This is a genomic window from Pseudanabaena sp. 'Roaring Creek' (assembly GCF_001402795.1).
In the GTDB taxonomy this organism is placed as follows: Bacteria; Cyanobacteriota; Cyanobacteriia; order Pseudanabaenales; family Pseudanabaenaceae; genus Pseudanabaena.
Genome location: NZ_LIRE01000468.1, coordinates 1 through 13,485 on the forward strand (window position 1 = coordinate 1; position 13,485 = coordinate 13,485).

General features: G+C 45.1%; 12 protein-coding genes. 1 reads left to right on the top strand and 11 read right to left on the bottom strand.

The annotated features are described in order from the left end of the window. Positions 1 to 249 precede the first annotated feature (249 nt). The 6 genes from AC805_RS14905 to AC805_RS14930 all read right to left on the bottom strand — a co-directional run bounded on the left by AC805_RS14905 (position 250) and on the right by AC805_RS14930 (position 6,554). Entirely contained in the window at positions 250 to 978 is a 729-nt protein-coding gene (locus tag AC805_RS14905; protein WP_055076154.1) for a winged helix-turn-helix domain-containing protein, read from the bottom strand. Positions 979 to 1,035: 57 nt separating this feature from the next. Next, positions 1,036 to 2,538, bottom strand: a complete 1,503-nt coding sequence (locus AC805_RS14910) for an FAD-dependent oxidoreductase (protein ID WP_055076155.1) — start codon at positions 2,536 to 2,538, stop codon at positions 1,036 to 1,038. 19 nt (positions 2,539 to 2,557) lie between these two features. Beyond that, on the bottom strand, positions 2,558 to 3,805 hold the full coding sequence (locus AC805_RS14915; protein ID WP_055076156.1) for a dihydroorotase: 1,248 nt from the start codon (positions 3,803 to 3,805) through the stop codon (positions 2,558 to 2,560). A gap of 66 nt (positions 3,806 to 3,871) precedes the next feature. Further along, entirely contained in the window at positions 3,872 to 4,891 is a 1,020-nt protein-coding gene (locus AC805_RS14920) for a hypothetical protein (protein ID WP_055076157.1), read from the bottom strand. A gap of 294 nt (positions 4,892 to 5,185) precedes the next feature. Next, positions 5,186 to 5,608, bottom strand: a complete 423-nt coding sequence (gene mscL, locus AC805_RS14925) for a large conductance mechanosensitive channel protein MscL (protein ID WP_055076158.1) — start codon at positions 5,606 to 5,608, stop codon at positions 5,186 to 5,188. Positions 5,609 to 6,161: 553 nt separating this feature from the next. Further along, positions 6,162 to 6,554, bottom strand: a complete 393-nt coding sequence (locus tag AC805_RS14930) for a hypothetical protein (RefSeq protein ID WP_055076159.1) — start codon at positions 6,552 to 6,554, stop codon at positions 6,162 to 6,164. 450 nt (positions 6,555 to 7,004) lie between these two features. Here AC805_RS14930 and AC805_RS14935 point away from each other — a divergent pair, with 450 nt between their 5' ends. Beyond that, positions 7,005 to 7,820, top strand: a complete 816-nt coding sequence (locus tag AC805_RS14935) for a mechanosensitive ion channel family protein (protein WP_055076160.1) — start codon at positions 7,005 to 7,007, stop codon at positions 7,818 to 7,820. A gap of 278 nt (positions 7,821 to 8,098) precedes the next feature. On the opposite strand, the gene rpe is transcribed toward AC805_RS14935, so the two are convergent. The 5 genes from rpe to AC805_RS14960 all read right to left on the bottom strand — a co-directional run bounded on the left by rpe (position 8,099) and on the right by AC805_RS14960 (position 13,252). Continuing rightward, the gene (gene rpe / locus AC805_RS14940) at positions 8,099 to 8,788 is read right to left on the bottom strand and encodes a ribulose-phosphate 3-epimerase (protein ID WP_009628392.1); all 690 of its coding nucleotides are present in this window, start codon (positions 8,786 to 8,788) and stop codon (positions 8,099 to 8,101) included. Positions 8,789 to 9,326: 538 nt separating this feature from the next. Next, positions 9,327 to 10,805 (bottom strand): inorganic phosphate transporter, encoded by a 1,479-nt coding sequence (locus AC805_RS14945; RefSeq protein ID WP_055076161.1) that lies wholly within the window; start codon positions 10,803 to 10,805, stop codon positions 9,327 to 9,329. 48 nt (positions 10,806 to 10,853) lie between these two features. After that, a complete protein-coding gene (gene mreD, locus AC805_RS14950; RefSeq protein ID WP_072143636.1) occupies positions 10,854 to 11,402 on the bottom strand; it encodes a rod shape-determining protein MreD in 549 nt (182 codons plus the stop codon). 65 nt (positions 11,403 to 11,467) lie between these two features. Then, a complete protein-coding gene (mreC, locus tag AC805_RS14955; protein ID WP_055076163.1) occupies positions 11,468 to 12,214 on the bottom strand; it encodes a rod shape-determining protein MreC in 747 nt (248 codons plus the stop codon). 12 nt (positions 12,215 to 12,226) lie between these two features. Continuing rightward, entirely contained in the window at positions 12,227 to 13,252 is a 1,026-nt protein-coding gene (locus tag AC805_RS14960) for a rod shape-determining protein (RefSeq protein ID WP_072143637.1), read from the bottom strand. Positions 13,253 to 13,485: the final 233 nt, after the last annotated feature.

A 13,485-nucleotide genomic window follows, 5' to 3' on the forward strand; every position in this document is an offset into this window, starting at 1 on the left:
CGCCTAGCTACTTAAGAAACCATTTAAGAATTACTTTCTGCGGTCAAAATCTCTAAGAGATCCCCCTCAATCCCCCTTAAAAAGGGGAAGAATTTAATTCTCCCCCCTTTTTAAGGGGGGCTGGGGGGGATCTAGTGAATTCTTAAATAGTTTCTAATATCCAAAAAAGAAGAGAATGGTGGCGCGAAGCGCCGCCATTCTCTTCTTTTTTGGATAGCTAAAAAGCTTGCCTAAAGGAGCGGATTTTGCCTATCCCAACCGATAGCCAAAGCCTCTGACAGTGACAATATGTTTAGGATCGCTGGGGTCGGCTTCAATTTTTTCCCGCAGCCAGCGAATATGAACATCTACGGTTTTGCTATCACCGACAAAATCGACTCCCCATACTTTTTCGAGAAGTTGCTCTCTCGACCAAACGCGACGGGGATGACTCATAAATAAGTCCAACAGACGAAATTCTTTAGGAGATAAATTTATTTCTACATCGTTGATCATCACGCGACATTCATCGGGATACATGGTGATATCCCCAAACCTATAAACCGTAGCATTGGTGGCGACAAAGTCCCGACGGCTGCGACGTAACAAAGCTCGACAGCGTGCCACTAGCTCGCGCATTCCAAAAGGTTTGCTCAGATAGTCATCGGCTCCAACTTCTAGCCCCACGATGCGATCGGATTCATTGCCTCTAGCGCTAATCATCAAAACGGGGACGTTGTTGCCCTCGTGGCGCACAATGCGACAGAAATCTAATCCATTAATAGAAGGCAACATGACATCCAAAATTACCAAATCCAGTCTTGGAACTGTTTTAGCGATTTGGAGAGCGTTGTAGCCATCCTCCGCCAGAAAAACCGTATATCCCTCTTCCCGCAAAGCAAAGGCGATCGCATCCTGAATAATCCCTTCATCTTCTACCACCAAGACACAACCAACAGTAGCTTTAGAAGTCGACGGAGCCTGTTCAGTTAAGAGCATAAATTTTTATCTTAGGTTGGTCTAACCGTATCTAATCTTACATTGATTAGGCTGTAATTATGTAGCTCCGAAGTTAAGAAAGATTGACTTTGCTAAATCCTTTAAGTTTTGGTTGAGCGATCTGGCTAGCTGGATATGCGGTTCATCGGATTCGATCGGGAGGATTTGGGTCAAGTTCCCCTGACTGAATTGTTGGATGACTAGATTGGCTGCTTCTAATCCCGTGACATAGGCTTTTTCCTGCGACCAAGAGCCGTGATTGGTAATTACCCAATCGCCACTCATATATAAATTTGGGAAACTGGTGATGGCTTTTAATAGATGCTGATAACTGCCAGGGGCAAAATGGCTAACGGCTCGGGGGAGGCGAACCACACTGCGATCGATAACTTGGGCTTGGTCGAATTCTGGTAGGCAAGAGGCGAGATATTTCCGCACGATCGCTATGATTTCTGCATCGTCAAGGGGCAAGAATTGATTGGCGTGATAAAAGTCCACTTCTACAACGGAGCCAGTAGCGTCGGCATACTCATCATGAAGGGCATTCAGATCGAAAAATGTCCAGCCCGTAGTCGCATCAAACCCAAAACAGGCATTGGATGGACGGGGAATGTTAATAAGGCGATCGAACCATAATCTGACGGCTAACACATCGATCGCTCCTAAATTCATTAAGTTCCGAAACTCTTGCCGCTTTTGCAAAGCTGGACTATTTGCCACGATTTTTTGCATTCCTGAAATGCCAACGGAGAAAATTACCGCATCAGATTCAAAGCTTTCATTGCCGCAGATTACCGCCGTTACTTTGCCCGTATCATCCGTTCTAATGTCGCTGACACGGCGATCGGTCAAGATTTTGCCGCCCAGCTCGGTAATGCGATCGCACCAAGGTTTAAAGATCTTCTCGCCAACCGTGCCCCGACACCAAACCACATCAAAGTCCGCTTGATGCGCCAAAATAAAGTAGTAGAGCATTCCGATCGCCGCCGCCGCCGAGCATTGCTCTCCTGGGGCAAATAGACCAACTAGCAGCATGGGCTCAAAGGATTCGCGATAGAGGCGATCGGACACACCATATTGCCGAAATAGCTCGCGTGCGGTCATCCCGTCGTATTGTTTCCATGCAGCCTCGGAGTTGTCAAAATCAATGACGGCATACATCAGGGGTAAGGCTGTTAAGCGATCGCTGAGGGGCAATCTTTTAAACTGCGTATAGGCAAAAGTCCCCAGAGGTGAAGGTAACCGTGGCAAGTCCTGAAAAATTGGTGATTCAACTTCCAAGCCTGCGGGTGAATATTGAGCCGATCGCGTCCAAGGCGTAAAAGGATCTAGTTCTAATTCTTTGACGAGGGAAAAAATATTCCGATAGGGATACCAAAAGCCATGAATTCCCGCTTCGATGGCGCGTCCCTCTGCGGTCTTCCAACCTGCGACTAGTCCTCCTGCCTGAGATCCTGCTTCCAGCAAGGTTACGTCATAGCCTTGTTTGGCGAGTTGATAGGTTGCCCCCAATCCCGCCCAACCTGCACCAACTACAATTACTTTGGGTTTGTCTATCATTTTTGTCTTTTGGTTTTTTTTAGATTATTTTACCAACGAGCGATCGCCCGATATAACTACTGTTTTTCGATGGCGAGGCGATCGCTTTTTCGCTGGCTAACCATGCCAAATTCGGATCGAAAAGGGTTGAGAGTGGTGGCTGCGTGATTCCGAAAATTTTGGCAGGATTAATGCTCAGGGCTTGCCATAGTTCGCTAGCAGTTAAGAATCCCGTCGTGACGAGGTTTTGCCAAAGAACGGGAATGGCAAATTCCAAGCCGATCGCACCGACGGGAGCGACTTCAAAGGGAACTACTTTTTCCTCATAGGCACAGGGGGTATGGTCGATGGCGATCGCATCAATTGCGCCTGATTTGATCCCAGCCACCAGAGCTAGGCGATCGCCTTCACTGCCGAGGGGAGGCATGAGGCGCAGGTTGGGATCGTAATTTTCTAAATCGCGATCGCAATGGCAGAGATGCAACCAAGTCGTACTTGCCGTTATGGGTAAGCCATCATTTTTCGCTTGCGCCAGCAAAGCTACCCCTTGAGCCGTCGAGATCCGCATGAAGTGGGTGGGCGCTTGGGTGAGGCGGACTAGCTCAATGAGCGCAGCGAGAGAGGAGGTCTCAGCGGCGGCGGGATAGCCTGTCATGCCATATTGCAAAGACCATTTCCCTTCGCGGATTACGCCACTTCCTGCCAATTCGGGATTTTGAGGGAATAGGGCGATCGGCTTGCCTAGGGGCTTTACATATTCCATCGCTCGGCGCACTAACAGGTGATTGCCTAAGGGTTTGCTATCGGTAAAACCAATTACGGATTCGGCAAGCTCTGCCATGTCAGTAAGTTGTTTGCCTTCCAATCCTTTGGTGATAGCGCCCCAAGGTTGCAGAATATGACCGTATTTATGCTGGATATTTCGCCAAAATTCCAAGGCGGCAACATCATCGATCGCGGGTTGGGTATTGGGTAAAATCCCGACGGTGCTAAAACCGCCATTCTTCGCAGCAGTAACTAATTCGGCAATGGTTTCTCTGGATTCATGTCCTGGTTCGCAACTCGTGCTGTAAAGATCGATCGCTCCAGTTCCTAAAATCAATCCCGAACGCTCATCTATATGGGTGTTTTCAGGAATTTGATCCTGTCTAACATCAAGATGAATTTGGCGATCGCGATCGATCAATACATCGCTTAATGTTGCGGAATTACTTATGGTCGAGTCCGCATCAAGTATGCGTACCTGCTTGAAGAGGGTCGGATACGCAAGGGAATTTTCTAAAGGCATAACAAAACAATTTTCTTTTTACTTTATAGCGGGATGGGCTTTTCTCTCTAGGAAAAACTTAGCTACCTATTGAACGATATTTAGCGATCGCTGATTTTGGTAATAACTACGCCATTGCCATTTGCCCTGAGCATTTAAGCTGGGAGTAAATACTCGCACATCGAGAGAATTTAAACCAATTTCTTGAACGATGATTTCGGGATAGCGATCGCCATTTACCTCTTGAATGCCGTAGAGGGCATAGCTACTCACACTATCATTAACGTAGGAAAGCGCTCTGGTATGGGTCAAAATTGGTTCGGAAATCCAATCATCATTAGCTCCCTTACTCAACATGACTAACATGCTATATTCCTGACGTTGAGTGGCTGGGAGCGATAGGAACTCTTTCCATGCTTGAGCTGATAATCCCGCAGGACGCAATGGGTTGTCGAGTCTAAGCCCTGCGATAATTTCAGGCTGATTGTCCCCATTGATATCAGCACAGACTAGTGAGGCGATCGATACTTGGGCGGTGGCGGCTGGACTTGCGCCCAGTTTCACAAATAAATTCCGTGACTTTTCCAATACTAAGGGCTGGATTTTGTTAGGACAGTTAAAAAAATAATTGCGATCGCTAGTCGTGTTAATGCGATCGCTAGCCACAATCGTTAAACTAGGCTGGCGCAGTACCTCAGGGGTTAAGCTTTTGCCCGATGGATTTTTGTCATTACTATCTGGAGCTTGCACTTTAAAACTAGCGATCGCGCCAAAGGCATCGGAGCCCCGTACGGCACTTACTTGAAACGTGCCCAGAGGCTTGCCGAACTGCATCAAGGAAAATTTACTACCCGCAGGAATCGACTGAATTACGCGATCCAGACTGCCAAACTGTTCTACTAGATCGGAAGGAACTATGCCCTCAATTGTCTTACCATCGGGAGAGGCTTGAAGGAATAGGAAAATAGGGACGGGGCTTTTGGCTTCTTCAGTCTTTTTGTCATTACTGGGGCTAATACAAGCATTTAAACCAATAGCAATCCCTAAAGTTATACATAATAGGCATAGGGAACGATAAATTTTGGCTCTGAATTGTCTAAATGGCATAATATGCAAGCAGTCTAGGGGTAGCTTTCTCAAAAATGTAAGTATATGCAAAGCAGATGAGCAATACCAAGTTAAGAAATGGCGTAGCTATTTCTTAACTTGAGAACCCTTCTAGGTTTAGTTTTTAATTCACAAAAGTGCCTTTACACTTTCGTGAATTGGTATAGGCATAATTAAAATATAGATTTAAAAAGCTGCAACTTACGCTGTGCAAACACCACAGCTTTTTTGGGGTTTATATTTAATTGCGCCCAGCTACTTACTTACAAATGGTTGTTCACAGGTGGTTATATTTTATTTGGATTCCATAACTTCTGCTAAGCGTTCGACCGCCAAGGTCAGACGTTCTTGAGGATCGGGTTTTGCTTCCGCGACAGCTTCCTCGCGTTTCTCTTGACGCTTCATTGCCTCAAACGAACGAATGATCGAAAAGATGACAAGGGCAATGACGATAAAATTAATCACCGAGGCAAGAAATACACCATATTTAATACCATTGATCTGCAATTTTGCGAGGTCTTCAACATTAGCTGCTTTTAGAGCTGGATTGAGCAGCAACGGCGTAATGATGTCTTCGATTAAAGAAGTGACGATTTTGGCGAATGCACCACCAATGACAACGGCAACAGCCAAGTCAATCACATTACCTTTCATGATAAATGTTTGGAAGTCTTTGATAAAACCTCCTGCTGCCCGTTTGCCACTATGTAAAGCCATGAATAATTCTCCTTAAATGTTTTTAGCTTTTTTGTTTTTATGGAATAATTGCGGGTTCGATCGCTGTCACAATTCGTTGAAAGTTACTATAGATTGTTTTGCCGATAATAGCTGATATTAATAGCTAAGGCTCTTGCGGATAAATGATGTCCCATCAATGTTCCACCAATGTTATCTAGCTTCGATTTCGTTCAGCTAACGTTGGCTGAGCGGAGTCGAAGCCACAGCCATAATTCTCAGCTAACGTTGGCTGGACGGAGTCGAAGCCACAACCATAATTCTCAGCTAAGGTTGGCTGAGCGGAGTCGAAGCCACAACCATAATTCTCAGCTAACATTGGTTGAGCGGAGTCGAAGCCACAACCATAATTCTCAGCTAACGTTGGCTGGACGGAGTCGAAGCCACAGCCATAATTCTCAGCTAACGTTGGTTGAGCGGAGTCGAAGCCACAACCATAATTCTCAGCTAACGTTGGCTGAGCGGAGTCGAAGCCACAGTCATAATTTGGGGTTTACAAATCGCGATCGCGATTCTGCTCGTTCATCCTTTGTTTTTATCTTTTGTTTTCATCCTTTGTTTTTAGCGAAGGCAAGGAAATCGGTTGATGTCGGTATAGCCGATACATCAGATACATACAGAACAGAAAATAGCCCGAACTAATGCTTGCCTTGATTAACTCGGTGGTAACTTGTAAGGACTCCCCCTCCGTGGGTATGCCTCCCATCGCACCATAGGCGATCGCCCAAGTCAGCATCATGGCGATCGCCACTTGACTGACATCACGCACTTTACGGCTACTACGCTGCTTTATCAATGCGATCGTGGCAGGAATTAAACCAAATACGGGCATTAAACACAAAAACATTTCAATGCGCTCTTTAGGGGCATCTCGCGAAATATTTTCTGGAGTTTCAATTCGGCGATCGCGTTGAGAATAACGACTCATAACTTGACCTATGCTTCCTTTAAAATTTTGGAGCTATCCACATAGACTCATGAAAAATAGACTCATGAAAAATAGACTCATAAAAAATTCATGGCAATCCAAGGACTGTTAATAAACTCATCGGTTCCATATAATTGCCACTAGCATAAGTCAAAATTTATGACTTATATAGCTGCCACCAGTTTTGTTAGGACAAAAATAAAACCCAAAATAGTGTTGCCGCGCTCCGCACAGCAACACTATTTTGGGTTTTATAAGTAGCTAGGCATAATTAAAAAAACAAAACCAGAGAGCGTACCGCCCGCTACGCGGGCGGTACGCTCTTCTAGGTTTTAAGTTTACTTATGCCTAGCCTGCTTACCTTGATCCAGTTGACGGCAGCTTAGCAATGCTTTGGCGAGCCATATTGTTTATCGATCTATTTGTCTATTTGAAGGAAAAATAACTGTAATGGATACAGCAACAATTCAAAACGTTCTGTCAACTAATTTAAACCTGCTCACGGGTGCAGCATTTAAGGTGATTGCCGCGATCGTTCTTTGGTTTATCGGTCGCAAACTTATCGATATTTCAACGGGTATTACATCCCATACCCTTAAAAATCAACGCATCGATCCAACTCTGATCGGTTATCTGGTTTCCAGTCTCACAGTTTTACTAAATATCATTTTAATTGTCGCTATTCTTGGCTACTTTGGGGTTGAGACCACATCTTTTGCCGCACTTCTAGCGGCAGTTGGAGTAGCGATCGGTGCGGCATGGAGCGGTTTACTCGCTAACTTTGCCGCAGGTGCTTTTTTGATTGTTTTACGCCCATTCCAAGTTGGTGATTTTATCTCGGCAGGGGGGATTACGGGCACTGTGGTGGAAATAGGGCTGTTTGTGACAACCATTGACACCCCCGATAATGTCCGTACTTTTGTCGGTAACAACAAACTTTTCTCTGACAATATTCAAAACTTTTCCACTAATGCCTATCGCCGCGTTGATATCCATGCCCAGCTCGATCATTCCGTTAATCATGGTGAGGCAATCCGCGTTCTTAGGGAAAGGATTAGCAATATTCCCAATGTAATTAGTAACCCCACTCCTCAACTGGAAATTCTTGAGTTCACTGCCCTCGGACCCGTCCTAGCCGTTCGTCCTTTCTGCAATAACACTCACTATTGGCAAGTTTACTTTGATACCAATCGAGTTATTCGTGAAAGTTTTAGTGAGTCAGGCTTCCCCGTTCCTCAGCAACATTTTCAAATTCGCCAATCCTAGCCAATACCAATTCCCAAAATGGCGTTGCCATTTTGGGAATCTCAAAACCTTATTGGGTTTGTTTTTTATAGCTGCCGCCAGTTTTGTTAGGACAAAATCAAAAAACGAAAGAGAGTTGCCGCGCGGAGCGCGGCAACTCTCTTTCGTTTTTTATGTCCTGATCCAGTTAGCGGCAGCTATAATTCACGAAAATGTGACAACACTTCAGTGAATTGGTATAGCATTACACCAAATTTTCCCTAAAAGAAGAAATCCTCGCAATGCGAGGGTTTCTTCTTTTAGGCAGTTACTAATTCAGGTCTTTTGCTATTGCGAATGTCATTAATTGCCTTAGCATAGTCTGGAGCATTGAATACTGCGGAGCCAGCCACAATCGCGTTAGCACCAGCTTCTAGAACTTGCCAAGTGTTATTTGCCTTCAGACCGCCATCTACTTCAATCCAAGGATCGAGTCCGCGATCGTCACACATTTGACGCAACTTCGCGATCTTAGGAATTACATTAGGAATAAAGCTCTGACCGCCAAAGCCAGGATTAACGCTCATGATCAATACCAAGTCACAGAGATCGAGCACATACTCAATGAAACTCAAAGGGGTTGAAGGATTGAGCGATACACCAGCCAGTTTACCGAGTTCTTTAATTTGCGAAAGATTGCGGTGCAGGTGAGGGCAAGCGGTGTGCTCGGCGTGGACGGTGATAATATCAGCACCAGCTTTAGCGAAGTCAGCTACATATCTTTCAGGCTCGGCGATCATCAAATGTACATCAAGAATCTTAGTGGTGACGGGGCGGATTGCCGAAACAACCAATGGTCCAATCGTAATATTGGGAACAAAGCGACCATCCATCACATCAACGTGAATCCAGTCTGCACCCGCCGCATCAACTGCACGAATGTCGTCACCTAAACGGCTAAAGTCAGCAGACAGGATCGAGGGGGAAATAACTGTGGACTTTTTAGGCATATGATTTACGGTGGGCTTAGCTTAACAAGTGTCTAAAAAACAGCAGATAAAGGTAATTTTAACTACAGTCTTATCTTAATTATTAATTAAATTTAGCAGCTTTGAACGTAAAAAACATAATTGTCGCGCTTTTCAATGTCATAAGTTTTAGATGATTCTTGTTCTTTCTAAAGGCTTCCTAAAGGCTTTCTAAAGACTTCCTAAAGACTTCCAGTGGAAGAGTGGCGGTGCTTCGCACCACCACTGAGCATAATTAATGCCAAAGCTCAAAATGGCTAATACCAATTCCCAAAAGTGTGGCTACACTTTTGGGAATTGAAAACCAAACCCAGTAAGGGTTTTAAAAACACAAAATGGCTACGCCATTTTGTGTTTTGGTATAAGCCATTTTGAGCTTTGAAAACCCTTACTGGATTTAGTTTTTAATTCACTAAATTGTTGCAACAATTTAGTGAATTGGGATAAAACCCCAAGACCTGTAGCGCACGCTGCGCGTGCGCTACAGGTCTTGGGGTTTTATATTTAATTGCGTAGCTACTTAGTGGTGAATTACAAATAAGCCGATCGCATAGGTAATAAATCCCAGAAAAATACAACTTGGCAAAGTTAATACCCAAGCTAGTAACAATTTTTTGACCGTATCTATCTGCAAACCCGCCCGATTTGCTACCATCGTTCCTGCGATGCCCGAAGAAAGAATGTGGGTCGTGCTAACGGGCAATCCAAAGTAATTGGCAGTGGCGATCGCTGTCATGGTGACCATTTCGGAAGTTGCACCTTGGGCATAGTTAAGGTGTTCTGTACCAATTTTTTCGCCTACGGTGACGACAACTCTTTGCCAGCCGATCATCGTGCCTAGTCCAAGCGCGATCGCGATCGCGACCTTCACCCAATAGGGAATAAACTTGAGAATGTGATCTAACTGATTTTTAAAATCAATGATTACATCTTGATTTGGGAGATTTGGGAGATTTGCCAATTTTGTGGGTGTTTCTATCTTGCCAATTTTGCCGATCGCCATTGACATTAAATAAAGATCGTTTCTAACTTGGCGGCGATCGCCGATGGCAATGTCTCGCAAATTATTACTTTGGCTCAAATACTCATGAACGTTCTGACTTTCGGATATGAGCGATCGCCAGATATTTTCATTTAATTGTCCTTCAGGCTGTAAAAATTTTGTAAGTTCGGCTCGACTATTAGCAATCAATTCGTCCGAGGATGCCTCTACGATCGTCCCACTAATTTGTGCCTCGAAGATGGGGATGACTGAGTTAGATGTCGCCACTAATCTGGCGATCGCTTGTGGACTTGTATCGAGGTTTAAAGCGAAGAGGCTTGGCAAAAAGACGATTAAGATCAGCATCATTAAGCCGACTCCTTTCTGACCATCATTAGAGCCATGGGCAAAGCTAACCCCCGTGCAGGTCAAGACAAGCACAGCTCTAATCCATAGGGGATGCTCCTTTTCGCTGGGCGGGCTATAGAGATCCTCCCGTTGAAAGAGCGCTTTACTAATTAGAAATAGAATTACTGCACCACAAAATCCTAACAATGGCGAAACTAGTAACGAAACCAACACTTCCTGCATTTTGCTTACATTGATGCCATCCCACCAATTTCGTTCTAGGGATAGTAATGAATGGGCGATCGCGATCCCCGTAATGGCTCCGATCAAGCTATGGGTACTTGATACGGGCAGTCCTAAATACCAAGTTCCCAAATTCCAAATAATTGCCGAAATTAATAGGGCTAGAACCATGACTAGACTGGAATCAGAAGCATCGTTAACCATCAAGTCCGCAGGCAGGAGGGAAACGATCGCAAAGGCAACGGTTCCACTAGAGGTGAGTACTCCTAATAAATTCCAAAGTCCCGACCAGACGACGGCATAAACTGGTTTGAGGGTATTGGTATAAATCACGGTCGCGACGGCATTGGCGGTGTCATGAAATCCATTCACAAACTCAAAGCCAAGAACCAAAGCGATGGCTAAACCTAAGAATAAATATTCCATAAAAAATATCAATCCAACTTCAGCGCCACAGCGGGCTAAATTTTGCCATTAATCATCTTTTGTGCCGAGAGAGCGCCACCAGCGACTAAGCGGAAAGTAAATCGCTGGAGACCATAAACTGCTCAAAATTGCAGAACTAAGGGCAATTCTCTGTTGCAAAGACCAGACATTGTCGATCCCCGCCCCCATAAAGGTCAGTTGGACGGCGTGCATTGTTTCGACGATCACTGCCATCCCAAACACGATCAAAGCGATCGAAATAAAATCCTCTTGGATATATCGCTGCTTTTGCAACAGCGACGTTAGTCCCCCTGCGATCGCCAGTCCCAAGGTATGGGTTGGGGAAATATTTAGATCGGTAACCGTGGTCATCCCATCCTGAACCATACCTAAAGCTATACCCGTCATCACCGTTAAAAACACGGGACGGTTAACACTCCACGCAACTAGCCAAATCAGCAACCAATTGGGAGCAATTCCCATCAGGGTCATGCCAGGTATTCTGGTATACATGGCGAGAATACATGCCAGCAAAGAACCAATGGTGACAATCCCGTTTAAAAACTTCTTGGATATAGAGGTTTTGCGATCGAGCATGGGTAAGGATTTAGGCAAGCTAAAACAAATATAGGCGGTGCTTTTCGCCGCCTATATTTGTGAGTTTATATTTTTTCTTGAAATGGGTAGACTTTTACGTAGTCCAGTAATCCTAACGGAGTAGAAAATTCGACGATCGCTTCGGGAGAGGGTTGTTTATCCAGATTGATCGATTTAATGCGACCGACGGGAATACTTTCAGGAAATAATGTCGTGAACTGCGAAGTTGTGACAATATCGCCGACCTTAACATCAGGATCGCGCTCAAAAAACTCCAAAATAGCTGTATTTTGGCTCTGTCCCTTTAGCATTCCACTAAAGCGACTGCGACTGACGACAACCCCAATTTGGCTATTAGGATCGCTGACTAAGAGAATTTGGCTGCTATTGGGAGAAACATGGGTTACCCGCCCAACTAATCCACCAGGAGCGACAACTACAGAATTAGGTCTGATGCCATCATTGCTACCTTTACCGATTAAAACTTGATTCCACCATGAATCAGCCCCACGACCGATGACTGTAGCCCAAATACCAGTATCCGTAGGACTGACCTTGACCTTCAGGATTTCTTTCATCCGTTGGTTTTGGGATTCTAGCTCAGTTAAGCGATAGCGCAGTTCGCGAACCTGCGCATCTTGTAAGAGTTCTTGCTTAGATACCGTTGCTTGAAAGGGACGACTGAGAAACTGGTAGGTTTCCATGATTGCTACCCCTTGTGTTTGGCGGATAACCCAAGCCACACCTATGCCAACGGTAACAACAGCAGTTTGAAAACTATAGCGTTGCCACCAACTACGGATTGACTCCATGAAAAATTTTACCTATAAACTTTTCAAGCGACTAGTAAGTACACGACCGAGATTTTTGTAATCTTCCAGTACCCGACCAGCACCAATCACCACGCAATCTAAAGGTGCGGGAGCAATATGTGTAACAATTCCTGTCTCGTGGCTGATCAAAGTGTCAATTCCATTCAGCATTGCGCCACCACCTGCCAGCATAATACCGCGATCGATGATATCAGCAGCTAATTCAGGAGGAGTGCGCTCAAGGGTACGTTTAACCGCTTCGATGATTACCGAAAGCGGTTCGCTCATACTTTCACGGATTTCCGAAGACTTGACGGTGACGGTACGAGGTAGACCAGACAATAGATGTAGCCCTCTGACCTCCATCGAAGTTTCTTCTTTGATCGGATAGGCTGAACCAATTTTAATTTTGATTTCTTCTGAAGTCCGCTCCCCAACAACAAGGTTATGCACGGTCTTCATATACTTCATGATGGCTTCGCTGAGTTCGTCGCCAGCAACCCGTACTGATTCGCTCAAGACGATACCTTGCAAACTCATAACTGCGACTTCAGTCGTACCACCACCAATATCGATGATCATGTTGCCAGTTGCTTCGGTTACAGGGAGCCCTGCACCGATCGCTGCTGCGATTGGCTCATCGATTGGGTAGACTTCACTAGCGCCAGCACGACGGGCAGCATCCATTACAGCACGCCATTCTACCCCCGTTACCCCACTTGGTATACCGATCGCAATACGAGGGTTAAAAACGCCCTTTTTAACTTTCTGAATGAACGAACGCAGCATCAACTCAGCAGAGTCAAAATCTGCAATTACACCATCCTTAAGGGGACGTACCGCAATGATGTCACCTGGTGTGCGACCGATCATCTTATTGGCTTCGTTTCCAACTGCGTAGGCAGTCTTATCTCGTTGATCGATCGCGACAACGGAGGGCTCTTGCAAAACAATACCTTCCCCAGACACATAAATAAGTGTGTTGGCGGTACCGAGGTCAATGCCTATGTCTTTCGTGAAATGGCGTAATAAACCCACAGTCAACTCTTCCAGTGGTCAAACTAGCTATATTAATTTAACATTTTATTACGATTGTTGTCACTTAGTCTAGTCTTCTTAACTATTCCGAAAAAATTAAGCGATTAAATATGATTAGGGACTTGCTATTAATTAAAGTACCTGTGGCTTCGACTACGCTCAGCCAACGTTAGCTGAGCGTAGTCGAAGCTAGATAACTTTGGTGGGACATTTTTTATCCGCAAGAGCCTAAG